Annotated in this window: 15 protein-coding genes and 3 rRNA genes; 10 read left to right on the top strand and 8 right to left on the bottom strand. The window is 64.3% G+C overall.

What is annotated here, in order from left to right; genetic code table 11:
• Positions 1 to 17 precede the first annotated feature (17 nt).
• The 3 genes from K0O64_RS21930 (at position 18) to rrf (ending at position 5,259) form a co-directional block, all read left to right on the top strand.
• Positions 18 to 1,538: ribosomal RNA gene (locus K0O64_RS21930) — 16S ribosomal RNA — on the top strand.
• 353 nt (positions 1,539 to 1,891) lie between these two features.
• A 23S ribosomal RNA gene (locus K0O64_RS21925) occupies positions 1,892 to 5,015 on the top strand.
• A 131-nt stretch (positions 5,016 to 5,146) separates the two neighbouring features.
• Positions 5,147 to 5,259, top strand: a 5S ribosomal RNA gene (rrf, locus tag K0O64_RS21920).
• The 16S, 23S and 5S rRNA genes sit together here, the layout of an rRNA operon.
• Positions 5,260 to 5,322: 63 nt before the next feature.
• Here the strand turns inward: rrf and K0O64_RS21915 are convergent.
• From K0O64_RS21915 to K0O64_RS21900, 4 genes are all read right to left on the bottom strand, one after another.
• Positions 5,323 to 5,820, bottom strand: coding sequence for a methylated-DNA--[protein]-cysteine S-methyltransferase (locus K0O64_RS21915; RefSeq protein ID WP_220046521.1), 498 nt, complete (start codon positions 5,818 to 5,820; stop codon positions 5,323 to 5,325).
• A gap of 8 nt (positions 5,821 to 5,828) precedes the next feature.
• The gene (locus K0O64_RS21910; protein WP_220045757.1) at positions 5,829 to 7,319 is read right to left on the bottom strand and encodes a DNA-3-methyladenine glycosylase 2 family protein; all 1,491 of its coding nucleotides are present in this window, start codon (positions 7,317 to 7,319) and stop codon (positions 5,829 to 5,831) included.
• 63 nt (positions 7,320 to 7,382) lie between these two features.
• Positions 7,383 to 7,766: a hypothetical protein gene (locus tag K0O64_RS30330; RefSeq protein WP_344791567.1), complete on the bottom strand. Its 384-nt coding sequence runs from the start codon at positions 7,764 to 7,766 to the stop codon at positions 7,383 to 7,385.
• 371 nt (positions 7,767 to 8,137) lie between these two features.
• A complete protein-coding gene (locus K0O64_RS21900; protein ID WP_071942406.1) occupies positions 8,138 to 9,742 on the bottom strand; it encodes an adenylate/guanylate cyclase domain-containing protein in 1,605 nt (534 codons plus the stop codon).
• A 49-nt stretch (positions 9,743 to 9,791) separates the two neighbouring features.
• On the opposite strand from K0O64_RS21900, the gene nucS reads away from it, so the two are divergent.
• Complete coding sequence (nucS, locus tag K0O64_RS21895; protein ID WP_220045756.1) at positions 9,792 to 10,466, top strand: endonuclease NucS; 675 nt, start codon at positions 9,792 to 9,794, stop codon at positions 10,464 to 10,466.
• Positions 10,466 to 10,762 (top strand): Rv1322 family protein, encoded by a 297-nt coding sequence (locus tag K0O64_RS21890; RefSeq protein ID WP_220045755.1) that lies wholly within the window; start codon positions 10,466 to 10,468, stop codon positions 10,760 to 10,762. Before nucS ends, K0O64_RS21890 begins: the two co-directional genes overlap by 1 nt.
• Before the next feature lie 3 nt (positions 10,763 to 10,765).
• Here the strand turns inward: K0O64_RS21890 and mce are convergent, their stop codons facing one another.
• Entirely contained in the window at positions 10,766 to 11,236 is a 471-nt protein-coding gene (mce, locus tag K0O64_RS21885) for a methylmalonyl-CoA epimerase (RefSeq protein WP_071942412.1), read from the bottom strand.
• Positions 11,237 to 11,328: 92 nt separating this feature from the next.
• On the opposite strand from mce, the gene K0O64_RS21880 reads away from it, so the two are divergent.
• From K0O64_RS21880 to K0O64_RS21870, 3 genes are all read left to right on the top strand, one after another.
• Positions 11,329 to 12,510: an acetyl-CoA C-acetyltransferase gene (locus tag K0O64_RS21880; RefSeq protein ID WP_096312042.1), complete on the top strand. Its 1,182-nt coding sequence runs from the start codon at positions 11,329 to 11,331 to the stop codon at positions 12,508 to 12,510.
• 129 nt (positions 12,511 to 12,639) lie between these two features.
• Positions 12,640 to 13,014 (top strand): DUF3817 domain-containing protein, encoded by a 375-nt coding sequence (locus K0O64_RS21875; RefSeq protein ID WP_071942415.1) that lies wholly within the window; start codon positions 12,640 to 12,642, stop codon positions 13,012 to 13,014.
• Positions 13,015 to 13,027: 13 nt separating this feature from the next.
• Positions 13,028 to 13,921: a tetratricopeptide repeat protein gene (locus K0O64_RS21870; protein ID WP_220045754.1), complete on the top strand. Its 894-nt coding sequence runs from the start codon at positions 13,028 to 13,030 to the stop codon at positions 13,919 to 13,921.
• Here the strand turns inward: K0O64_RS21870 and glgB are convergent.
• Together glgB and K0O64_RS21860 are read right to left on the bottom strand one after the other, a co-directional pair.
• On the bottom strand, positions 13,918 to 16,128 hold the full coding sequence (gene glgB, locus K0O64_RS21865; protein WP_220045753.1) for a 1,4-alpha-glucan branching protein GlgB: 2,211 nt from the start codon (positions 16,126 to 16,128) through the stop codon (positions 13,918 to 13,920). The two genes, K0O64_RS21870 and glgB, sit on opposite strands and share 4 nt — an antisense overlap.
• A gap of 25 nt (positions 16,129 to 16,153) precedes the next feature.
• On the bottom strand, positions 16,154 to 18,241 hold the full coding sequence (locus K0O64_RS21860; RefSeq protein WP_220045752.1) for an alpha-1,4-glucan--maltose-1-phosphate maltosyltransferase: 2,088 nt from the start codon (positions 18,239 to 18,241) through the stop codon (positions 16,154 to 16,156).
• Between the two features lie 234 nt (positions 18,242 to 18,475).
• Between K0O64_RS21860 and glgP the strand changes: the two genes are divergently transcribed.
• Positions 18,476 to 21,058: an alpha-glucan family phosphorylase gene (gene glgP / locus K0O64_RS21855; RefSeq protein WP_220045751.1), complete on the top strand. Its 2,583-nt coding sequence runs from the start codon at positions 18,476 to 18,478 to the stop codon at positions 21,056 to 21,058.
• A 120-nt stretch (positions 21,059 to 21,178) separates the two neighbouring features.
• On the top strand, positions 21,179 to 21,901 hold the full coding sequence (locus K0O64_RS21850) for an MspA family porin (protein WP_225933509.1): 723 nt from the start codon (positions 21,179 to 21,181) through the stop codon (positions 21,899 to 21,901).
• Positions 21,902 to 21,971: 70 nt separating this feature from the next.
• On the opposite strand, the gene K0O64_RS21845 is transcribed toward K0O64_RS21850, so the two are convergent.
• A complete protein-coding gene (locus K0O64_RS21845) occupies positions 21,972 to 23,414 on the bottom strand; it encodes a neutral zinc metallopeptidase (RefSeq protein WP_220045750.1) in 1,443 nt (480 codons plus the stop codon).
• Between the last annotated feature and the right edge of the window lie 60 nt (positions 23,415 to 23,474).

Genomic DNA, 23,474 nt, shown 5'->3' with positions numbered 1-23,474 from the left:
TGTGGATGGGTTGTTTTTGTTTGGAGAGTTTGATCCTGGCTCAGGACGAACGCTGGCGGCGTGCTTAACACATGCAAGTCGAACGGAAAGTGCTCTTCGGAGTGACTCGAGTGGCGAACGGGTGAGTAACACGTGGGTGATCTGCCCTGCACTTTGGGATAAGCCTGGGAAACTGGGTCTAATACCGGATAGGACCACATGCTTCATGGTGTGTGGTGGAAAGCTTTTGCGGTGTGGGATGGGCCCGCGGCCTATCAGCTTGTTGGTGGGGTAATGGCCTACCAAGGCGACGACGGGTAGCCGGCCTGAGAGGGTGTCCGGCCACACTGGGACTGAGATACGGCCCAGACTCCTACGGGAGGCAGCAGTGGGGAATATTGCACAATGGGCGCAAGCCTGATGCAGCGACGCCGCGTGAGGGATGACGGCCTTCGGGTTGTAAACCTCTTTCAGTAGGGACGAAGCGCAAGTGACGGTACCTATAGAAGAAGCACCGGCCAACTACGTGCCAGCAGCCGCGGTAATACGTAGGGTGCGAGCGTTGTCCGGAATTACTGGGCGTAAAGAGCTCGTAGGTGGTTTGTCGCGTTGTTCGTGAAAACTCACAGCTTAACTGTGGGCGTGCGGGCGATACGGGCAGACTGGAGTACTGCAGGGGAGACTGGAATTCCTGGTGTAGCGGTGGAATGCGCAGATATCAGGAGGAACACCGGTGGCGAAGGCGGGTCTCTGGGCAGTAACTGACGCTGAGGAGCGAAAGCGTGGGGAGCGAACAGGATTAGATACCCTGGTAGTCCACCCGTAAACGGTGGGTACTAGGTGTGGGTTTCCTTCCTTGGGATCCGTGCCGTAGCTAACGCATTAAGTACCCCGCCTGGGGAGTACGGCCGCAAGGCTAAAACTCAAAGGAATTGACGGGGGCCCGCACAAGCGGCGGAGCATGTGGATTAATTCGATGCAACGCGAAGAACCTTACCTGGGTTTGACATGCACAGGACGCCGGCAGAGATGTCGGTTCCCTTGTGGCCTGTGTGCAGGTGGTGCATGGCTGTCGTCAGCTCGTGTCGTGAGATGTTGGGTTAAGTCCCGCAACGAGCGCAACCCTTGTCTCATGTTGCCAGCACGTTATGGTGGGGACTCGTGAGAGACTGCCGGGGTCAACTCGGAGGAAGGTGGGGATGACGTCAAGTCATCATGCCCCTTATGTCCAGGGCTTCACACATGCTACAATGGCCGGTACAAAGGGCTGCGATGCCGTGAGGTGGAGCGAATCCTTTCAAAGCCGGTCTCAGTTCGGATCGGGGTCTGCAACTCGACCCCGTGAAGTCGGAGTCGCTAGTAATCGCAGATCAGCAACGCTGCGGTGAATACGTTCCCGGGCCTTGTACACACCGCCCGTCACGTCATGAAAGTCGGTAACACCCGAAGCCGGTGGCCTAACCCCTTGTGGGAGGGAGCCGTCGAAGGTGGGATCGGCGATTGGGACGAAGTCGTAACAAGGTAGCCGTACCGGAAGGTGCGGCTGGATCACCTCCTTTCTAAGGAGCACCACGAAAACGGTTGAGACACTGGGTCTTGACTGGAGCCGTGAGGAATCTTCGCCTGTAGTGGGTGGGGGTTTGGTGCACAACAAACGTTCGATCGGCGGGGATGCCGGTCGTGAGGAATTGCCAGACACACTGTTGGGTCCTGAGACAACAGACCCATCTCTGCTTGGACTGCGGTTCAGGAGGGCTGTTGTTGCTCCACTTTGGTGGTGGGGTGTGGTGTTTGATTTGTGGATAGTGGTTGCGAGCATCTAGCACGCAAGTTCGCGTCGGTTCTTTGATGAGTCGGCGTGTGTTTGTGTGTGCAAGATGTGCAATTTCTTTTTTCGAATTGGTTTTTTGTGTTGTAAGTGTTTAAGAGCGCATGGTGGATGCCTTGGCACTGGGAGCCGATGAAGGACGTGGGAGGCTGCGTTATGCCTCGGGGAGCTGTCAACCGAGCGTTGATCCGAGGATGTCCGAATGGGGAAACCCGGCACGAGTGATGTCGTGTCACCCGTACCTGAATACATAGGGTGCGGGGGGGAACGCGGGGAAGTGAAACATCTCAGTACCCGTAGGAAGAGAAAACAATTGTGATTCCGTTAGTAGTGGCGAGCGAACGCGGAGGATGGCTAAACCGTATGCATGTGATACTCGGCAGGGGTTGTGTGTGCGGTGTTGTGGGACGTTTCGTCTTCGGTCTGCCGGCCGGGGCGGGAGTGATAAACCGTGGTGTTAGGTGAAGTGGCCTGGGATGGTCTGCCGTAGTGGGTGAGAGCCCCGTAACTGAAAACATCACGGCTCCTGTGGAACTGTTCCCGAGTAGCAGCGGGCCCGTGGAATCTGCTGTGAATCTGCCGGGACCACCCGGTAAGCCTGAATACTTCTCAGTGACCGATAGCGGATTAGTACCGTGAGGGAATGGTGAAAAGTACCCCGGGAGGGGAGTGAAAGAGTACCTGAAACCGTGCGCTTACAATCCGTCAGAGCCCTCGACTTTGTTGTGGGGTGATGGCGTGCCTTTTGAAGAATGAGCCTGCGAGTCAGGGACATGTCGCGAGGTTAACCCGGGTGGGGTAGCCGTAGCGAAAGCGAGTCTGAATAGGGCGTATCCAAGTCGGAGGACTTGGTGTAGTGGTGTGTTCTGGACCCGAAGCGGAGTGATCTACCCATGGCCAGGGTGAAGCGCGGGTAAGACCGCGTGGAGGCCCGAACCCACTTAGGTTGAAGACTGAGGGGATGAGTTGTGGGTAGGGGTGAAAGGCCAATCAAACTCCGTGATAGCTGGTTCTCCCCGAAATGCATTTAGGTGCAGCGTTGCGTGTTTCTTGCCGGAGGTAGAGCTACTGGATGGCCGATGGGCCCTACTAGGTTACTGACGTCAGCCAAACTCCGAATGCCGGTAAGTGAAAGCGTGGCAGTGAGACGGCGGGGGATAAGCTCCGTGCGTCGAGAGGGAAACAGCCCAGATCGCCGGCTAAGGCCCCTAAGCGTGTGCTAAGTGGAAAAGGATGTGCAGTCGCAGAGACAACCAGGAGGTTGGCTTAGAAGCAGCCACCCTTGAAAGAGTGCGTAATAGCTCACTGGTCAAGTGATTGTGCGCCGATAATGTAGCGGGGCTCAAGCACACCGCCGAAGCCGCGGCAATACACGTTTGTGTATTGGGTAGGGGAGCGTCCTGCACTCCGGTGAAGCAGCCTGGTAATGGAGCTGTGGAGGGTGTGGGAGTGAGAATGCAGGCATGAGTAGCGATAAGGCAAGTGAGAACCTTGCCCGCCGAAAGACCAAGGGTTCCTGGGCCAGGCCAGTCCGCCCAGGGTGAGTCGGGACCTAAGGCGAGGCCGACAGGCGTAGTCGATGGACAACGGGTTGATATTCCCGTACCCGTGTATAAGCGTCCCTGATGAATCAGAGGTACTAACCGCCCAAAAGGTGACCAACCAATTCCTTCGGGAAGCGGGGGTCACCGGCTGCGCGGGACCTTCTCTGGTAGTAGTCAAGCGATGGGGTGACGCAGGTAGGTAGCCGTACCAGTCAGTGGTAATACTGGGGTAAACCTGTAGGGAGAAACGTAGGCAAATCCGCGTTTCATATATCCTGAGAGGTGATGCATAGCCGAGTGAGGCGAATTCGGTGATCCTTTGCTGCCAAGAAAAGCCTCTAGCGAGCGTATACACGGCCCGTACCCCAAACCAACACAGGTGGTCAGGTAGAGAATACCAAGGCGTACGAGTGAACTATGGTTAAGGAACTCGGCAAAATACCCCCGTAACTTCGGGAGAAGGGGGACCCCCTACTGTCATCACCCTTGCGGTGGGCAGCGGTGGGGGGTGGCACAAACCAGTGAGAAGCGACTGTTTACTAAAAACACAGGTCCGTGCGAAGTCGCAAGACGATGTATACGGACTGACGCCTGCCCGGTGCTGGAAGGTTAAGAGGACCCGTTAACTCTTTTAGGGTGAAGCGGAGAATTTAAGCCCCAGTAAACGGCGGTGGTAACTATAACCATCCTAAGGTAGCGAAATTCCTTGTCGGGTAAGTTCCGACCTGCACGAATGGCGTAACGACTTCTCAACTGTCTCAACCATAGACTCGGCGAAATTGCACTACGAGTAAAGATGCTCGTTACGCGCGGCAGGACGAAAAGACCCCGGGACCTTCACTATAGCTTGGTATTGGCGTTCGATACGGTTTGTGTAGGATAGGTGGGAGACTGTGAAACTCACACGCCAGTGTGGGTGGAGTCATTGTTGAAATACCACTCTGATCGTATTGGACTTCTAACCTCGGACCGTATATCCGGTCCAGGGACAGTGCCTGGTGGGTAGTTTAACTGGGGCGGTTGCCTCCCAAAATGTAACGGAGGCGCCCAAAGGTTCCCTCAACCTGGACGGCAATCAGGTGTTGAGTGCAAGTGCACAAGGGAGCTTGACTGCGAGACGGACATGTCAAGCAGGGACGAAAGTCGGGACTAGTGATCCGGCACCCCCGAGTGGAAGGGGTGTCGCTCAACGGATAAAAGGTACCCCGGGGATAACAGGCTGATCTTCCCCAAGAGTCCATATCGACGGGATGGTTTGGCACCTCGATGTCGGCTCGTCGCATCCTGGGGCTGGAGCAGGTCCCAAGGGTTGGGCTGTTCGCCCATTAAAGCGGCACGCGAGCTGGGTTTAGAACGTCGTGAGACAGTTCGGTCTCTATCCGCCGCGCGCGTCAGAAACTTGAGGAAACCTGTCCCTAGTACGAGAGGACCGGGACGGACGAACCTCTGGTACACCAGTTGTCCCACCAGGGGCACCGCTGGATAGCCACGTTCGGACAGGATAACCGCTGAAAGCATCTAAGCGGGAAACCTATTCCAAGACCAGGCTTCTCACCCATTAAGTGGGATAAGGCCCCCCGCAGACCACGGGATCGATAGACCAGACCTACACGCACCGCAAGGTGTTCAGGGAACTGGCACTAACCGGCCGAAAACTTACAACAACCAAAACAAACAACCCTTGTTTTCGGAACACTGTAAAGACGCACATCAACGCCCGCAACCACAATCCAGCAGACACACTGCACCCCACCACCAAAACTAAGTTTCACACTCAAAAATGAGTGAATAGAGTTACGGCGGCCATAGCGGCAGGGAAACGCCCGGTCCCATCCCGAACCCGGAAGCTAAGCCTACCAGCGCCGATGATACTACCCACACGGGTGGAAAAGTAGGACACCGCCGAACACAATTTAAGTCCTGTGCCCCCTAATTTCGATTAGGGGGCACAGGCATTTGTATATCTGGATATCAATCGAATAGCGAGAGCTCGGCCGGCATACGGCTTTTCTCCAGCGCCAAGAGTGCGCGCTTTCGGTCAATTCCACCGCCATATCCGGTCAATCCGCCGGTCGAACCGACAACGCGATGACACGGCACGATAATGCCGATCGGATTTCGGCCATTGGCCAATCCCACCGCACGCGATGCGCCGGGTGATCCGATCTGCATCGCAATTTCGCCGTACGACCGCGTCTCGCCATAAGGAATGGTGCGCAGCGCCGCCCAGACTTTCCGCTGGAATTCCGTACCGCCGAGGTCCAGGTCCAGCTCGAATTCGGTCAGTTCGCCGGCGAAGTATGCCGCGAGCTGCTCGACGGCATCGGGGAAGATCTCGTCGTCGGACTGGGCCCACTCGGAACGGTCCGGCTCGTGCGTCTGGTCTGCCATTCGCAGATGCCGCAGCGTCGATCCCGTGCCGGCCAGCGTGAGCGGCCCCACCGGGCTGTCGATGATTCGGTACCGCATTGTCGTCGTCACTTCGTCTCCTTCGGCGGCCAGTGATTCACGGAATGGTCCAGGGTCGTCCACAGGTGCTGCACCGCATACGACCGCCACGGTCGCCATCGTGCGCTGTGTGCGGTCAACGCTCGTACGTCGCTCACCAGACCCAGCTGTTCGGCTGCGAGTCGGACGCCGAGGTCGCTGGCGGGGAAGGCGTCGGGATCGCCGAGGCCGCGCATCGCCACGATCTCGGCCGTCCACGGCCCGATGCCGGGCAGCGCCAGCAGTTGCTGACGGGCCTGCTCCCAGTCACATCCGGGATTCAGCGTCAGCTCGCCGCTGCCGAGCGCCGCGATCAGCGTGGTCAGCGTGCGTCGGCGTGTGGCTGGCATGGCCAGATGCGCCGGGTCGATATCGGCCAGCTGGGCGGTACTGGGGAAGGTGTGGGTCAGGCCGCCGTGCGGATCGGTCACCGGCGTGCCGTAGGCGGCGACCAGCCTGCCCGCGTGCGTACGTGCCGCCTTGGTCGACACCTGCTGTCCGAGCACTGCCCGCACCGTCAGCTCCTCTTCGTCGACGGTCCGCGGAATCCGCTGCCCGGGTGCCTTGGCCACCACTGCCCGCAGATCCGCGTCGGCACCGAGGACGTCGATGACAGCCTCCGGGTCGGCGTCGAGGTCCAACAACCGCCGGCAGCGGGCAATGGCCGTCGCCAGATCCTTGACCTGCTCGAGCACCAGCGTGCAGCGTACGTGGTCAGGCTGCGGCGTCAGGCTCACCACCCCGGACCCCGAAGGCAGGCGCAGCGTCCGGCGGTAGGCGCCGTCGCGCACCTCTTCGCATCCCGGTACCGCGGTGCCGGCCAGGTGCCCGAACACGCCCTCGTAGGCGAACGGGGTGCGCACCGGTAACCGCAGCGACAGCGCCTGACCGCCCGGAGCCGTCTCGGACCAGTCACGGCGAGTCGCCTTGTCCCGCAACGCTGTCGGCGTCATGCCGCAGGCTGCGCGGATGGTGTCGTTGAACTGCCGGATGCTGGCGAAGCCCGCCGCGAACGCGATGTCGCTGAATGCCATGTCCGTGGTCTCGATCAGCACCCGTGCCGTTTGGACCCGCTGTGCTCGGGCCAGGGCCAGCGGGCCGGCACCCACCTCGGCCTGCAGCATTCGTTCGAGCTGCCGGGTGGTGTAGCCCACCCGCCGCGCCAGTCCGGTCACTCCCTCGCGGTCCACCGCGCCGTCGCCGATCAGCCGCATCGCCCGGGCCACGGCATCGCCGCGGACGTTCCATTCCGGCGATCCCGGCGAGGCATCCGGCCGGCAGCGCTTGCAGGCCCGGAAGCCGGCCCGCTGGGCGGCCGCCGAGCTGGGATAGAAGCTCACGTTGCGAGACAGCGGCAGCCGCACCGGACAGCTGGGCCGGCAGTAGATGCCGGTGGTCTTGACCGCGGTGACGAACCAGCCGTCGAACCGCGAGTCCTTGGACTGGACGGCTCGGTAGCAGCGGTCGAAATCGTCATGCACATCTCGACTTTTACACGTCGGCACCGACATCACTGGCGGGAAACCGACATCGTGGTCGAGCAGTCAGCGGCTCGCGCTCTGCAGCGGCCGATCGCCCCAGCCGGATGCTCCGATCAGGTCGAAGAACGTGGGGGCGGGTGCCCCGCTGATCAGGTGGTGAATGTGCTCGGGGAAGGTCAGGGGCGGAGCCTTCTTGGGGTTGGCTCGCGTGTCATCAGCGATCGCCTCGGCGATGGCATAGCCCAAATCATGCCGCGGCCACGCGGTGTGGACCCGCTCGGCGAACCCCTCCGGTAATTTGGTCTTGTCGAATCCGTTGATGTCCAACGCAATTCCGAGATGCGAGACCGCATGGACGGGTCCGAAGCGGTGCGCCAGGCCGACGCTGGTGTGCAGGGCGATCGTTTCCCATACCGCCCGCACCGCGTCGTCGCCGACTCCGCTCACCCAGGAAGCGTGCCGCGGCGTCGGCCCCGTCGACCTCGAAGCGTTGGTCGCCGCCACCGTAGGCGGTGATGCCGAGGTCGTGCAGCACACAGCTGAGGAAGACCAGTTCGTCGTCGTAATCGGTCCCGGCGCGCATCCCGTCGGCGGCGGCCAGCTCGCGGCCGAACAGATAGCTGCGGATGCAGTGGTTGGTCAGGAACGCCGGGGAAACATCGGTCACCAAATGCAGTGCGGCAGAACAGATATCAGAGTCCGGGATATTCCAGCCGGCTACGTCGTTGACGGTCATGCCTCTACAGTGCGCGCGACCGACCGATCAGGGGAGTGGCTTGCAGGTCGGGTACCCCACACATCGGGCCATCCCGGCCTGCTCAGGCGGGAACGGCCAACTGCGTCGGCTCTTCGTGTCCGCGCAGCGTCACCGATTCGGTCAGGACCCAGTGGGACCGTTCCTCCTCGCCGGCATTCGCCACCGTCGACGCCGTGGCCAGCAGTCGGTGCTCGGTGGACTTGGCCAGCTCCGACAGCCGGGCGGCTTCGTTGACCGGCCCGCCGATCACCGTGTATTCGAATCGCTCGTTGGCGCCCACGTTGCCGGCCACCACCTGACCGGCCGCCACCCCGAGACCCGCCGGGCACTCGGGTACCTCCCGCTCGAGCCGCTGCATGATCGTGCGGGCGGCGGCCAGCGCGTCATCCTCCGGATTGTCGAGCGTGACCGGTGCGCCGAACACCGCCAGCGTCGCATCGCCTTCGAACTTGTTGAGCAATCCGCGGTGATTGTTGACCTCGTCGACGATCACGGCGAAGAACCGGTTGAGCAGGTCGACAACCTCGATCGGGGGCAGCGTCGCAACCAGTTGAGTGGATCCGACGATGTCGACGAAAAGCACTGCCACATGGCGCTCTTCGCCACCGAGCTGTGGCCGCTGCAGCTCCGCGGCCGCGGCGACCTCGCGCCCGACATGGCGGCCGAACAGGTCGCGCACCCGTTCGCGCTCCCGCAGCCCGGCGACCATCGAGTTGAAACCCCGTTGCAGCTCACCGAGCTCGGTGCCGTCGAACACCACCGTGCTGGCCTTGAGGTCACCGTCCTCGACGCGTTTGAGCGCCGTACGCACCACGCGCACCGGAGTCGCGATGAGCCAGGACAGAATCCACATCAACACGAAGCCGAACACCAGCGTGACCACCGAGACGATCACGATCGCGACTTCCAGCTGCGTCTTGGTCATGTTGTCCAAGATCAGCGAGATCAGAGCGGTCAGCCCGATGCCGACCACGGGGACGCCGGAGCCCAGCATCCACACCGTCATCGTGCGGCCCATGATCCCGGGTGCCAATCGGTGCGGCGGCGGACCTGCCGCCAGCGCCAGCGCCGCGACGGGCCGCAGGGCGAACTCGGTCGCCATGTAGGCGGCGGTGGACACCAGGACACCGGCGAAGCCCGTCACGAGCGCGATCCGCGGGATGAAGTCGGTGTCGTAAAGCCCGTAGAGCACGGTGAACACCACCGTGCCGACCACCCACAGCGACAGTTGAGCCATCGCGACCCGCCACGGCGTGAAGAACACGTTGCGCTGGTCGACGCGGGTCGGTTGCCGGCCCTCGGCCGCCCACCGGAGATCGTTGACCGTGCGGGTGGTGATCCACCAGCTGCCGAATGCCAGTGCGGCGGCGGCGTAGGCCGGCGCGACGATATAGGTCAGCCAGGGTGGCACGTCGGTGAACACACTGGGTACCGGATAGGCCACGCTGACCAGCAGCGCCGCCACCAGGATGCCGATGACATTCACCGTCAGCAGCGACACGGTGACCAACGTCTGGATTCGGACCCGGCGGCGTGCCGGGCTTTCGCTGACCCGTCCCAGGATCAGCGAGCCGTAGGCCGGCGTGCTGGCCAGCCGGCCGCTCTGCCGGGTCACCCGTTCCAGAACCCGGCCCAACCGCTGCGCAAGGCTCGGATGGGAAGTCATGGTGGTGTCAGCCTAATTCGCCGCGGGCCACAGACCCTAAGCTTGTGCGGTGCGCCTCGTGATCGCCCAATGCACCGTCGACTACCTCGGCCGCCTCACCGCCCATCTGCCCTCAGCTCGTCGGCTGTTACTGATCAAGGCCGATGGCTCGGTCAGCATCCACGCCGACGACCGGGCCTACAAGCCGTTGAACTGGATGAGCCCGCCCTGCTGGCTGACCGAGGAAGCGAAGGACGATTCTCTGCCGATCTGGGTGGTGGAGAACAAAGCCGGTGAGCAGCTGCGGATCACCATCGAGAGCATCGAGCACGATTCCAGCCACGAGCTCGGCATCGATCCGGGTCTGGTGAAGGACGGCGTCGAGGCCCATCTCCAGGAGCTGCTGGCCGAGCACATCGAGCTGCTCGGTGACGGCTACACCCTGGTTCGACGGGAGTTCATGACCGCGATCGGCCCCGTCGACATCCTGTGTCGCGACAACGAGGGTCGCACGGTGGCGGTCGAGATCAAGCGCCGCGGTGAGATCGACGGCGTGGAGCAGCTGACGCGTTATCTCGAACTGCTGAACCGGGACAGCCTGCTGGCGCCGGTGAGCGGAGTGTTCGCCGCCCAGCAGATCAAGCCGCAGGCCCGCACGCTGGCGACCGACCGCGGAATTCGTTGTCTTACTTTGGATTACGACGTCATGCGCGGGATGGACAGCGACGAGTTTCGGCTGTTCTGATGCCTCGGCGCCGGCCACATAGCCGAAAGGACAGCGGTTTTCCGCCGTTGCCGCTGCCGCGCCGTGTCGAGGTGGGTGCCGACGGGTTCGACTACGAGGTGCGACCGATACCGGCGGCGCGGGCCGTCAAGACCTATCGGTGCCCCGGATGCGACCACGAAATACGATCCGGCATCGCACATGTGGCGGTGTGGCGGGCCGACGACGGTGAGGCTGCGCTGGACGATCGGCGCCACTGGCACACCGCGTGCTGGGCCAACCGCGCGAACCGCGGGCCGACCCGGAAGTGGTCGTGAGACTTAGTGTGACGCGGCCGGTTCGACGAGTTCCACCAGGACGCCGCCGGCATCCTTCGGGTGGATGAAGTTGATCCGCGAGTTCGCGGTTCCGCGGCGCGGCGCGTCGTAGATCAACCGCACACCCTGGTCGCGGAGCTGCTCGGAGATGGCGTCCAGATCACTGACCCGGTAGGCCATCTGCTGGATGCCCGGACCACGCTTGTCGATGAACTTCGCGATGGTCGAGGTCTCGTCGAGCGGCGCCATCAGCTGGATCTGGGCGCAGTCGGGGGCCGCGTTCTTCAGCGACAGCATGGCCTCGCGAATGCCCTGATCCTCGTTGATCTCCTCGTGCACCAGGATCATCCCGAGGTGCTCGTGGTACCACTGGATGGCCGCATCGAGATCCGGCACCGCGATGCCGACATGGTCGACGGCGGTGACGAGCGCACTGGCCAGAACTGGACGGGCGTCAACTTGCTCAGCGGTCATAACGCAAAGGTAACCTAACCACATCGGATTCAACACTGGGGGATCCGTGGATAGCCGCATCGGGACGGCTCGAAACGCTCTTGGAGGTAGGTATGACGACGTCGGTGATCGTTGCTGGAGCACGGACTCCCATCGGAAAGCTGATGGGTTCGCTCAAGGATTTCTCCGGCAGTGACCTGGGCGCGTTCGCGATCAAGGGGGCCCTGGAGAAGGCCGGCGTGCCGGCGTCGCTGGTGGAGTACGTGATCATGGGTCAGGTCCTGACCGCAGGCGCGGGCCAGATGCCCGCTCGCCAGGCCGCTGTGGCCGCGGGAATCGGCTGGGATGTGCCCGCTCTGAGCATCAACAAGATGTGCCTGTCGGGGATCGACTCGATCGCGCTCGCCGATCAGCTGATCCGGGCCGGTGAGTTCGACGTCGTCGTCGCCGGCGGCCAGGAGTCGATGACCAAGGCCCCGCACCTGCTGATCAACAGCCGCGAGGGCTACAAGTACGGCGACGTCACCGTGCTCGACTCGATGGCCTACGACGGCCTGCACGACGTGTTCACCGACCAGCCGATGGGCGCGCTGACCGAGCAGCGCAACGACACCGACAAGTTCACCCGCCAGGAGCAGGACGAATTCGCCGCGATCTCGCACCAGAAGGCCGCCGCGGCCTGGAAGGACGGCGTGTTCGCCGACGAGGTCGTGCCGGTCCAGATTCCGCAGCGCAAGGGCGACCCGATCGAGTTCAAAGAGGACGAGGGCATCCGCGCGAACACCACGGCCGAATCGCTGGCCGGGCTCAAGCCCGCGTTCCGCAAGGACGGCACCATCACCGCCGGCTCGGCGTCCCAGATCTCTGACGGCGGTTGCGCTGTCGTGGTGATGAACAAGGCCAAGGCCCAGGAACTCGGCTTGAGCTGGCTGTGCGAGATCGGTGCTCACGGTGTCGTCGCGGGCCCGGACTCGACGCTGCAGTCACAGCCGGCCAACGCGATCAAGAAGGCCGTCGCGCGTGAGGGCATCACCCTCGATCAGCTCGACGTCATCGAGATCAACGAGGCGTTCTCCGCCGTGGCGCTGGCCTCGACCAAGGAACTGGGTGTGGACGCCGAGCGGGTCAACCGCAACGGCGGCGCCATCGCGGTCGGCCACCCGATCGGCATGTCCGGTGCGCGCATCACGCTGCACGCGGCGCTGGAGCTCTCCCGGCGTGGCTCGGGCTACGCGGTGGCCGCCCTCTGTGGGGCCGGCGGCCAGGGCGACGCGCTGATCCTGCGCGCCGGCTGATCCGGGTAGCCGAGTCGACCGATGCCGCCGAGGGACGAGGCGGAGGAGGAGCGAGGCAGTCAGGCGTAGCCCGGCTCGGGTCAACGACGCGGCGTAGTAGCTGGCGCGTCGCTGCGGCACAATGGCGGCATGACGAGCACTTTTGACATCCGCAGCACGGCCGGGCGGTTCCGGTTGGTGGCATTGGCTGAAGCGGTGAGCTGGGTCGGGCTGCTGGTGGGGATGTATTTCAAGTACCTGGGAAGCCCGCGCACCGAGATCGGCGTCAAGGTGTTCGGTATGGCCCACGGGCTGGTCTTCATCGCGTTCGTGATCACTGCTCTCATGGCTGGGCTCGCCTACAAGTGGGGCGCGCTCACGTGGTTGCTGGCGTTGCTGGGCAGTATTGTGCCGCTCGGAAGTGTGATTTTCCTCATATGGGCTGATCGGACGGCCAAATTGAGCGCTGGAGTGGCTCCTGTGACTTCCCGCCAGCCACTCGATTCGGCACCGTCGACGACATGACAGACTTGGGGACGTGACGCGTCCTCGCCCCCAGATCGGCCCGGCTCTGACCGGTGCCGTCGACCTGTCCGGCCTCAAGCAGCGCGCCCAGCAGCCCGCGGGCGGTGCGGCCGCTCCGAGCGTCGGCGTCGAGGTCACCGAGGCGAATTTCGAAGCCGAGGTGCTGGTGCGGTCCGGCCAGGTGCCGGTCGTCGTCGTGCTCTGGTCACCCCGCAGTGATGCCTCGGTGCAGCTGACCGAGATCCTCGGTGCCCTGGCGGCCGATGACAACGGCAAGTGGTCGCTGGCCACCGTGAACGTCGACGTCGTGCCCCGGGTGGCCCAGATGTTCGGCATCGAGGCAGTGCCCACGGTGGTGGCCTTGGCCGGCGGGCAGCCGTTGGCCAGCTTCCAGGGGCCGCAACCGCCCGAGCAACTGCGTCGCTGGGTCGACTCGCTGCTGCAGGCGACAGCCGGAAAGCTTTCCGGCTCAGCCAATTCCGAGGACGAAGCGGCCGTCGACCCGGCGCTGGCGCAGGCACGTGAACTGCTCGATGCCGGCGACTTCGCGGCCGCGGCCGCGGCGTATCAAGCCATCCTCGATGCCGATCCGCAGCACGCCGAAGCCAAGGGCGCCCTGCGCCAGATGACGTTCCTCCAGCGCGCCACCGCGCACAGTCCCGACGCGGTGGCCGTGGCCGATGCCGATCCCGACGACATCGAGGCGGCCTTTGCCGCCGCCGACGTCCAGATCCTCAATCAAGACGTCATCCCGGCCTTCGACCGGCTGATCGCCCTGGTGCGCAAGACATCTGACGACGATCGCACCAGGGTGCGCACCCGCTTGATCGAGCTGTTCGAACTATTCGATCCCGCCGACCCGGATGTGATCACCGGCCGGCGCAACCTGGCCAACGCGCTGTACTAGGCCTTCTCGGTCGGCGCGGGCTCCAGCCAGATCGCCCCGTTGGGCGGCAGCACTAGCGTCGCCGACGCCGGCCGGCCGTGCCAGGGTTCCTCGGTGGCCTCGACGGCACCGTAATTGCCCACTCCAGTGCCGTTGTAGTCCGTTGCGTCGCTGTTGAGCACCTCGCGCCAGGTTCCGGTGTGCGGCAGGCCCAGCCGGTAGCTGCTGTGCTCGGCTCCGGAGAAGTTGAACACGCACGCCAGCACCGAGCCGTCGCTGCCGTAGCGCAGGAAGCTCAGCACGTTGTTGGCCGAGTCGTTGGCGTCGATCCAGGAGTAGCCCTCGGGCTTGGTGTCCTGGCTCCACAATGACGGACGGCTGCGGTACAGCTCGTTGAGGTCGGCGACGAAACGCTGGATCCCGGTGGAATAGCTGTTCTCGTCGAGCTGATACCAGTCGACGCCGCGTTCCTCCGACCATTCCGCCCGCTGGCCGAACTCCTGGCCCATGAAGAGCAGCTGCTTGCCGGGATGCGCCCACTGGTAGGCCAGCAGGCTGCGCAGCCCGGCCGCCTTCACGTGGTCGTTGCCCGGCATCCGGCCCCACAGTGTGCCCTTGCCGTGCACCACTTCGTCGTGGCTGATCGGCAGCACGAAGTTCTCGCTGAACGCGTAGAGCAACGAGAACGTCAGCTCGCCGTGGTGGTAGGTGCGATAGATCGGGTCGCGGCTGATGTAGTCCAGGGTGTCGTGCATCCACCCCATGTTCCACTTCATCGAAAAGCCAAGGCCGCCAAGGTTTGTCGCGCGGGTCACCCCGGGCCACGAGGTGGACTCCTCGGCGATCGTGACGATGCCCGGGTGGCTCTTGTGGACGGTGGCGTTCATCTCCTGCAGGAACTGCACCGCCTCGAGGTTCTCGCGGCCTCCGTAGATGTTCGGCGTCCAACCGCCTTCCGGCCGCGAGTAGTCCAGGTACAGCATCGAGGCCACGGCATCCACCCGCAGGCCGTCGACGTGGAACTCCTGCAACCAGTACAGCGCGTTGGCCACCAGGAAGTTGCGCACCTCGGCACGGCCGAAGTCGAACACGTAAGTGCCCCAGTCGAGCTGCTCGCCGCGGCGAGGGTCGGAGTGCTCGTAGAGCGGTGTGCCGTCGAACCGGCCCAGCGCCCAAGCGTCCTTGGGGAAGTGGGCCGGCACCCAGTCGACGAGCACGCCGATGCCCGCCTTGTGCAGCGTGTCCACCAGGTGCCGGAACTCGTCGGGCGTGCCGAACCGCGACGTCGGCGCGTAGTACGACGTCACCTGATAGCCCCATGAGCCGCCGAACGGATGCTCGGCCACCGGCAGGAACTCGACGTGGGTGAAACCTTGTGCCAGAACGTATTCGGTGAGCTGGTCGGCAAGCTCGCGGTAGCTCAGGCCGGGCCGCCACGAACCGAGGTGCACCTCGAGGGTGCTCATCGGCTCGAACACCGGGTTCTTGGTGGCTCGCTGCTCCATCCAGTCGGTGTCGTCCCAGGTGTAGTCCGAGGAGAACACGCGGGAGGCGGTGTGCGGGGGGACCTCCGTCGCGAACGCGAACGGGTCGGCCCGGTCGGTGACCGACCCGTCGACACCATGGACCCGGAACTTGTACAGCCCGTCGACGGGGAAACCGGGCCAGAACAACTCCCACACGCCCGACGAACCCAGCACGCGCATCGGAGCGTCGTTGCCACCCCAGTTGTTGAACTCGCCGATCAGGTTGATGCCCTTGGCATTCGGGGCCCAGACCGCGAACGACACACCCTCCACCACACCATCTGCCGTCGTGAACGACCGCGGATGCGCGCCGAGGATCTCCCAGAGCTGCTCGTGGCGGCCCTCGCCGAAGAGATAGAGGTCCATTTCGCCCAGGGTGGGCAGGAAACGGTAGCCGTCGGCGACGGTGATGGTGTGTCCGCCCGGATAGGTCACCTCGAGTCGGTAGTCGACGAGGTTCGTGAACGGCAACGCCACCGCGAACACGCCGGAATCGATGTGGGCCATGGGGTGGCGCTCGCCGCCCACCAGCGCCACCACTTCCTCGGCATGCGGCTTGAGTGCGCGGATCACCGTGTGGTCGTCGTACTCGTGCGCGCCCAGGATGCTGTGCGGGCTGTGGTGCGTACCCGAGACCAGCCGGCTCAGCTCGCCGGGGTCGGGCGCCAAGTTCGGGCTGGCGAGTTTCTTGGTTCTCGTCATTGCCAAGGCTCCTTCGTCGTTCCCGTCACTCCCGGCGCAGCAGAATTGCTCTCTGCTCCTGCGGTATCAACGGCATGTTCAGGATGTGCGCGACGGCCCGGGCCGGCTCCAGCCGCACATAGTTCGACTGTCCCCACTGGTATTCCTCCCCGGTGATCTCGTCGCGCACCCAGAAGCGGTCATAGGGCTGCATACCCAAAGCGGCCATATCTAGCCACAGGGTGCCCTCCTCCGGGCCGAAGGCGTTCAGCGTCACCACCACCAGCACGGTGTCGCCGGACACCGGGTCGAACTTGCTGTAGGCCAGCAGCGCGTCGTTGTCGATGTGGTGGAAGGTGATCGTGCGCATCTGGCACAACGCGGGGTGAAGATGACGGATTTCGTTGAGCCGCCGCAGGAATGGCTCCAGCGACTGCCCGTGGGCGAGCGCTGCCTCGAAGTCGCGCGGCCGCAACTCGTACTTCTCGGAGTCCAGGTACTCCTCGCTGCCTTTCCGCACGGGCAGGTGCTCGTACAGTTCGTAGCCGGAGTACACGCCCCACGAGCTGCCCATCGTCGAGGCCAGCACCGCCCGGATCGCGAACATGCCGGGGCCGCCGTGTTGCAGGCTTTCGTGCAGGATGTCCGGGGTGTTGACGAACAGGTTCGGCCGCGTGTAGTCGGCGTGCTCGGCGATCTGGCGGCCGAATTCCTCGATCTCCCACTTGGCCGTGCGCCAGGTGAAGTACGAATACGACTGCGTGAAACCAAGTTTCGCGAGCCCGTTCAACCGGGCTGGTCGGGTGAACGCCTCGGCCAGGAACAGCACGTCGGGGTCGATCGCCTTGACCTGACTGATCAACCACGCCCAGAAGTTCGGTGGCTTGGTGTGCGGGTTGTCAACCCGAAAGATCTTGATGCCGTGGTCCATCCAGTGCCGCACGACGCGCAACACCTCGTCGTAAAGACCCCCGGGATCGTTGTCGAAGTTCAGCGGATAGATGTCCTGGTATTTCTTGGGCGGGTTCTCCGCATAGGCGATGGTCCCGTCGGGCAACTCGGTGAACCACTCCCGGTGATCCTTGGCCCACGGGTGATCCGGGGCGCACTGCAGCGCAAGATCCAGCGCCACTTCCAGCCCGTTGTCGCGGGCCGCGGCGACGAACCGGTCGAAGTCGTCGATCGTCCCGAGGTCGGGGTGGATGGCGTCGTGGCCACCTTCGTCGCTGCCGATGGCCCACGGCGACCCCACGTCGCCGGGTTCGGCCGTCACCGTGTTGTTGCGGCCCTTGCGGTGCACCTTGCCGATCGGATGAATCGGCGGCAGATAAACCACGTTGAAGCCCATGGACGCCACTCGCGGCAGCGCTGCGGCCGCCGTCTCGAACGTGCCGTGCACCGGCCGGCCGTCTTCGTCGCGACCGCCGGTCGACCGCGGGAACAGCTCGTACCAGGCGCTGCACCGCGCCATCGGTCGATCCACCCAGATTCCGTAGGTGGTGCCCCGGGTGACCAGCTCACGAAGCGGGAACTGGGCCAGCAGATCGGTGACTTCGTGGGAAAGCGCCAACGCCGCACGGGTCAGCGGATCGCCGGCCTCGCGCAGCGCTGCGGCGGCCGCCAAAAGCGGCGCACGTCGATCACGCGGCACACCGGTGGCCGCGCGGGCCAGCAGATTACCGCCGACGATCAGGTCGTTGTTCAGTTCCGACTCGCCCTGGCCGGCGTTGAGTTTGACGGTGACGTTATGCCGCCAGGTGGTGAGCGGGTCGCCCCACCCGTCGATCCGGAATGTCCACAGCCCCACCCGGTCGGGCACGAATTGGCCGTGGAAGAGGTCGGGAGTACGGCCCAATTCCATTGGATACAGCTGTGGCTTCACCCGGCTCACGGCGGGCGACGCCTCCGTCAACTCGGCTCCCTCGAGCGCCTTGACCCGCCGAGTCGGGTTCTGGCCCAGCTGGGGGTGGGCTGTTCCGAGGTAGCGCACCACCAACGTCGCCGCCACTGCGTCGTGCCCCTCGCGCCACACCGTCGCGGCCACCGGCACGACTTCGCCGACGACCGCCTTGGCCGGATAGGTACCGCAGGACACGACGGGCGCGACGTCATCGATCTCGATACGACCCGGCACCCAACCACTCCATTCCTGACTTGTGCGGCGTGGTCTGCCCCGCGCCGGCTTGAGTCGGTTTTCTCGTTGTCGTGGCACAGCGACATTCGTTGTCGCCGCACCGGTCGTGAGAGTCCTTGACCCTCGGGGTAACCGCATCGCGCTCTCTTCACACCGTAGTGCGCGGAATGAATGTGGGGGCAAGAAGGCCACGGCCGCTCAACGGCGGGCAGAACCTCAGTAAGGTAAGAACGCGTGAAGGCCCTCCGCAGATTCACGGTCCGTGCCCATTTGCCCGAGCGGCTCGCAGCCCTCGGCCGGCTGTCCACCAACCTGCGTTGGTCCTGGGACAAGCCGACCCAAGATCTGTTCGCCTCGATCGATCCGCGACTGTGGCTGCAGACCGGACAGGACCCGGTGGCGCTGCTGGGTGCGGTCGCCCCGGCGCGGCTGGACGAGCTCGCCGAGGACGAGCAGTTCCTCGCCATCCTCGACCAGCTCGCCGCGGATCTCGACGACTACCTGAGCCGGCCGATGTGGTACCAGGAGCAGGACCCCAAATCGATGCCGACGGGCATCGCCTACTTCTCGATGGAATTCGGCGTCGCCGAGGTGCTGCCTAACTATTCGGGTGGTCTGGGCATTCTGGCCGGTGATCACCTGAAGTCGGCGTCGGATCTGGGGCTGCCGCTGATCGCGGTCGGCCTGTACTACCGGTCCGGGTACTTCCGTCAGTCGCTGACCGCCGACGGCTGGCAGCACGAGAACTATCCGTCGCTGGATCCGCAGGGCCTGCCGCTTCGGCTGCTGACCGACGCGGCCGGCGCGCCCGCGCTCGTCGAGCTGGCGATGCCGGACGCCAAGATGCTGCGGGCCAGGGTGTGGGTGGCGCAGGTCGGCCGGATTCCGCTGCTGCTCTTGGATTCTGACATCCCCGAAAACGAGCACGATCTGCGTAACGTCACCGACCGGCTCTACGGCGGCGACCAGGATCACCGCATCAAGCAGGAGCTGCTGGCCGGCATCGGCGGCGTGCGGGCCATCCGTGCGTTCACCGCGATCGAGGGCCTGCCCGCCCCGGATGTGTTCCACATGAATGAGGGCCATGCCGGCTTCCTCGGTGTCGAGCGGATCCGCGAGTACATCTCCGAGCAGAAGCTCGACTTCGATACCGCGCTGACCCTGGTGCGGGCCAGCACCGTGTTCACCACTCACACCCCGGTGCCCGCCGGCATCGACCGGTTCCCGGTGGAGATGGTGCAGACCTACTTCGGCGACGACGGGAAAACCGGCTTGCTGCCGGAGGTTCCGGTGGGGCGGGTGCTCGCATTCGGTGCCGAGGACGACCCGTCGAAGTTCAACATGGCGCACATGGGCCTGCGGTTGGCGCAGCGTGCCAACGGGGTGTCGCTGCTGCACGGGCGGGTCAGCCGAGCGATGTTCGACGAGTTGTGGCCGGGATTCGATCCGGCCGAGGTGCCGATCGGTTCGATCACTAACGGTGTGCACGGACCGACCTGGGCGGCCCCGCAGTGGCTGGAGCTCGGGCGCGAGCTGGCCGGTTCCACCGAGGCGCTGCGCGAACCCAACGTCTGGGCGCGGCTGCAGCAGGTCGACACCGGCCACATCTGGTGGATCCGCTCTCAGCTGCGCGCATTACTCGTCGAGGACGTCCGGCTACGGCTGCGCCGGTCGTGGCTGGAGCGCGGTGCATCCGAGGCTGAATTAGGCTGGATCGCAACGGCTTTCGATCCGGAGGTGCTGACCATCGGTTTCGCCCGTCGGGTCCCGACCTATAAGCGGCTGACGCTGATGCTGCGCGATCCGGAGCGTCTCGAGGCGCTGCTGCTCGCTAAGGAGAAGCCGCTGCAGCTGATCGTCGCCGGTAAGTCGCACCCCGCCGACGACGCAGGCAAGGCGCTGATCCAGCAGATCGTCAGGTTCGCCGATCGGCCGAATGTGCGTCACCGCATCGCCTTCCTGCCCGACTACGACATGTCGATGGCCCGCCAGTTGTACTGGGGCTGCGATGTGTGGCTGAACAATCCGTTGCGACCGCTGGAAGCGTGCGGCACGTCGGGCATGAAGAGCGCGCTGAACGGCGGGTTGAACCTGTCCATCCGCGACGGCTGGTGGGATGAGTGGTACGACGGCGAAAACGGTTGGGAGATACCGACAGCCGACGGCCTGGCCGACGAGAACCGCCGCGACGACATTGAATCCGCCGCGCTCTACAACCTGCTCGAGAATTCCGTCACCCCGACGTTCTACGACCGCGACGACAAGGGGGTGCCCACTCGCTGGGTGGAGATGGTCCGGCACACCTTGCAGTCGCTCGGGCCGAAGGTGCTGGCATCGCGGATGGTGCGCGACTACACCGAGAAGTACTACGCGCCTGCCGCGCAGTCGTTCCGACGCACCAGCGCGCCGATCGACGGCCTGCCCTTCGGCGCGGCCCGCGACCTGTCGGCCTACCGGCAGCGCGTCCGTGAAGCCTGGCCGAACATTCAGATCACCGATGTGGACAGCACCGGCCTGCCGGACACCCCGCTGTTGGGGTCGGAGCTGACGCTGACGGCCACCGTCGCGCTGGCCGGGTTGAAACCCGACGAGGTGGATGTGCAGGCGGTGCTGGGGCGCGTCGACGCCGCCGACGCGCTGCAGGACCCCATCACCGTGGACATGGTCCACGCGGGTTCCGGTGACGGCGGGGCCGACATCTTCTCGACGACGACGCCGCTGCCGGTGGCCGGCTCGGTGGGCTACACGGTCCGGGTGCTGCCGCATCATCCGCTGCTGGCAGGCGACAACGAGCTCGGTCTCGTCACGCTGGCGTAACGCCGAGAGTTCGGGAAACGGTTAGCAGGGCATGGGAGCCACCTGTAGGTTCCCAACAGGAACGTCGAGGGGTCCCGCATCGGGGCGGACCCTCGGCCTCCGGGAAGGTGTATCGGGGCAGTGTTTGTTCGTCGCGCAGCGCTGATGGCGCTGGTGGGCACCTTGGTGATTGCGCCGGCCTCAGCGTCGGCCGATCCGGATCCCGGCGGCCCCGACCTGGCTCAGCCCGTCGCCGCCGCTGACCCGGCTGCGCCGCCCGTCGATGACGGGAAGGTGGCCTCCACGCCGCCGGCCACCACGAAGTCGCCCGATGGGTGGACGCTGACGATCTCGGCCAAGGACGAGGTGCAGATGCCGATCGCACCGCTGACCACCGCCATCTCCTCGCGGGAATACACCGTCAGCGGCATCTTCAACGGAGCGCTCGACGGGCCCGGTGAGAATCCGAAGGGTGTCTTCGAGGTGGGCTACCAGATCGGGTGCGGCATCGACATGAGCACCTCCAACGGTGTCGCCCTGGGCGGCACCATCGGGGCCAACACCTCGCTCGGCATCATCGGACTGGACTTCCCGAACAACGCGGCCGAGGGCCTGCTGCCCGGTGTCGGCGGCAGCATCGGCGGGGCGATCACCGTCGGCCTCAAGCCCGGCATCATCAACATCGTCCCGGTGACCAAGAAGCAGTACAAGGGCGATCGGCCGTGGGTATCGATCAGCAACTTCCACGTGAAAATCGATGGCTGCGTGGGGGAGTCGTTCATCCGCTCGTATGCCACGCTGAGCAAGTCCACCGACGAGGGTGACGCGATCCTGTCCTGGTACGGGGTCACCAAGAAGATCTAGGGCGCTGAGACCGCACTGAGAGCGAAGAATGTGCGAAAAGGTCGCTCGCAGTGCGGTTTCAACGCAAGGCCTACGGGAAGCGCTTGACGCAGCGGTCCTGATCGCCCAGCACGCCGATGCGGAAGGCGTCGATACGGTTGAACCCGGCAGGCACCGATTCCCCGTTGACGTCGCTGGCAGCCAGGCCGTTGGTGAGCAGTCCGGACACCGCCTCGTCGATGTCGCCGGCCGTCAGCGCCACGGTGTTGCCGTCCGGCGTGGTGACCTCTTTGGACAGCTTGGTGGTGGCCACGCCGGTGAGGCAGGCGGTGCGCAGCCCGGCTTCGGCATTGTCCAGCACCAGGCCGCCGCGCTCATGCTGCAGCGCGAGCATGTAGCGCGACACCAGCGCCGAATACGCGGTGTTGTCGCCGGTGACCAGAACGTTGTCCTGACCTTCGTTGGAGGCGCCCATCTTCTCCAACCCCGGCAGGTCGACGGCGATCGTATTGGTGGCTGGGCAGAACGACACCGGCGTGCTGGGCCGCGCGTCAGGGCATTTCGATGTCGAGGCGGCATCGAAGCTGAGCTTGGGCGGGTTCTTCGGTGCGAACAAGATGTTCATCGCTTCGATGATCGAGCGAACCGACTCCTCGGTGACCGGCCATTCGCCGGTCTGATCGCGCTGCAGTTCGATCGGCAGATCGCCGCGACGCTGACCGATCTCCTGCGCATCGATGGCGGCACACGACGACGGGCCGTCGGTGAATCCGAACTGGAAGGCCGAGATTCGTTCGAACGCTGAGCCGTGCTCGTCGCCGCTGTCGGTGTAGTCGTCCTGGCTCAGCAGCGGGTCGCGGAACGAAATCATCGCTGCGAGAAGGTTGTTCAGACCATCACCGGTACTCAGGGTGAACCGTTTCGAATTGCCTTCGGCCACCCACCGCATGTACACGCCGGCGAAGCAGTCGGCCTGCTGTTCGGCGACCAGCGTCGGGGTGCCCTTCTTGTTGAGCTTGGCCATCTTCTGGATGGCGTGCCCGTACTCGTGTGCCAACACCATCGTGATTGCCATGTCGCCGTTGGCTTGTCGCAGAGCAGGCAGCAGTACGCCGCGATCCCAGCCGATGGTGTTGTCGTCCTCGCAGAAGCCGGCGTTGATCAGGTCGGAGGTGGTGTCGCCGCAGAATTCACCGTCGTAGTCGTTGGAGTCCCAGGAGATCAGTTCCTTGACGGGCCGGAATTCGCCGTCGAACGTGCCCTTGTAGGCGTCTTTCCAGAACGCTTCCAGATCGCTGATCGACTGCACAGCGATCTCGTCGTCCTTGCCGCCGTCGCCGTGCGAGACCTTGCGCGTGGGTTCTTCGGCGTTCGACCGCAATCCGCTGGCCCCGTCGACCGCCTGCAGGCCACCGACTTTGAACGGGTCGTCGAACACCGACACGGCCTTGCCCGAGATCGTTGTGCCGCAGCCGGCCAGCACCGCAGCGACGCTCGCGATCGCGAGCAGGCGTGCGAGGTGTCGTCGGCGCATGGGATCCACCCTCTCCGAGGCATCGAAATTTGCTCTCACCATAGTGCCGTCCGGTTGCCG

The organism is Mycolicibacterium pallens (genome assembly GCF_019456675.1).
GTDB classification, from domain to species: Bacteria; Actinomycetota; Actinomycetes; order Mycobacteriales; family Mycobacteriaceae; genus Mycobacterium; species Mycobacterium crocinum.
This window is presented reverse-complemented; position numbering and strand designations above follow the sequence as displayed.

Coding starts and splice junctions, on each gene's coding strand:
- K0O64_RS21845 (WP_220045750.1), bottom strand. CDS start 23,414: ATGCGCCGACGACACCTCGCACGCCTGCTCGCGATCGCGAGCGTCGCT.
- glgB (WP_220045753.1), bottom strand. CDS start 16,128: ATGACGAGAACCAAGAAACTCGCCAGCCCGAACTTGGCGCCCGACCCC.
- K0O64_RS21915 (WP_220046521.1), bottom strand. CDS start 5,820: ATGCGGTACCGAATCATCGACAGCCCGGTGGGGCCGCTCACGCTGGCC.
- K0O64_RS21890 (WP_220045755.1), top strand. CDS start 10,466: ATGCCTCGGCGCCGGCCACATAGCCGAAAGGACAGCGGTTTTCCGCCG.
- K0O64_RS21900 (WP_071942406.1), bottom strand. CDS start 9,742: ATGACTTCCCATCCGAGCCTTGCGCAGCGGTTGGGCCGGGTTCTGGAA.
- mce (WP_071942412.1), bottom strand. CDS start 11,236: ATGACCGCTGAGCAAGTTGACGCCCGTCCAGTTCTGGCCAGTGCGCTC.
- K0O64_RS21875 (WP_071942415.1), top strand. CDS start 12,640: ATGACGAGCACTTTTGACATCCGCAGCACGGCCGGGCGGTTCCGGTTG.
- K0O64_RS21880 (WP_096312042.1), top strand. CDS start 11,329: ATGACGACGTCGGTGATCGTTGCTGGAGCACGGACTCCCATCGGAAAG.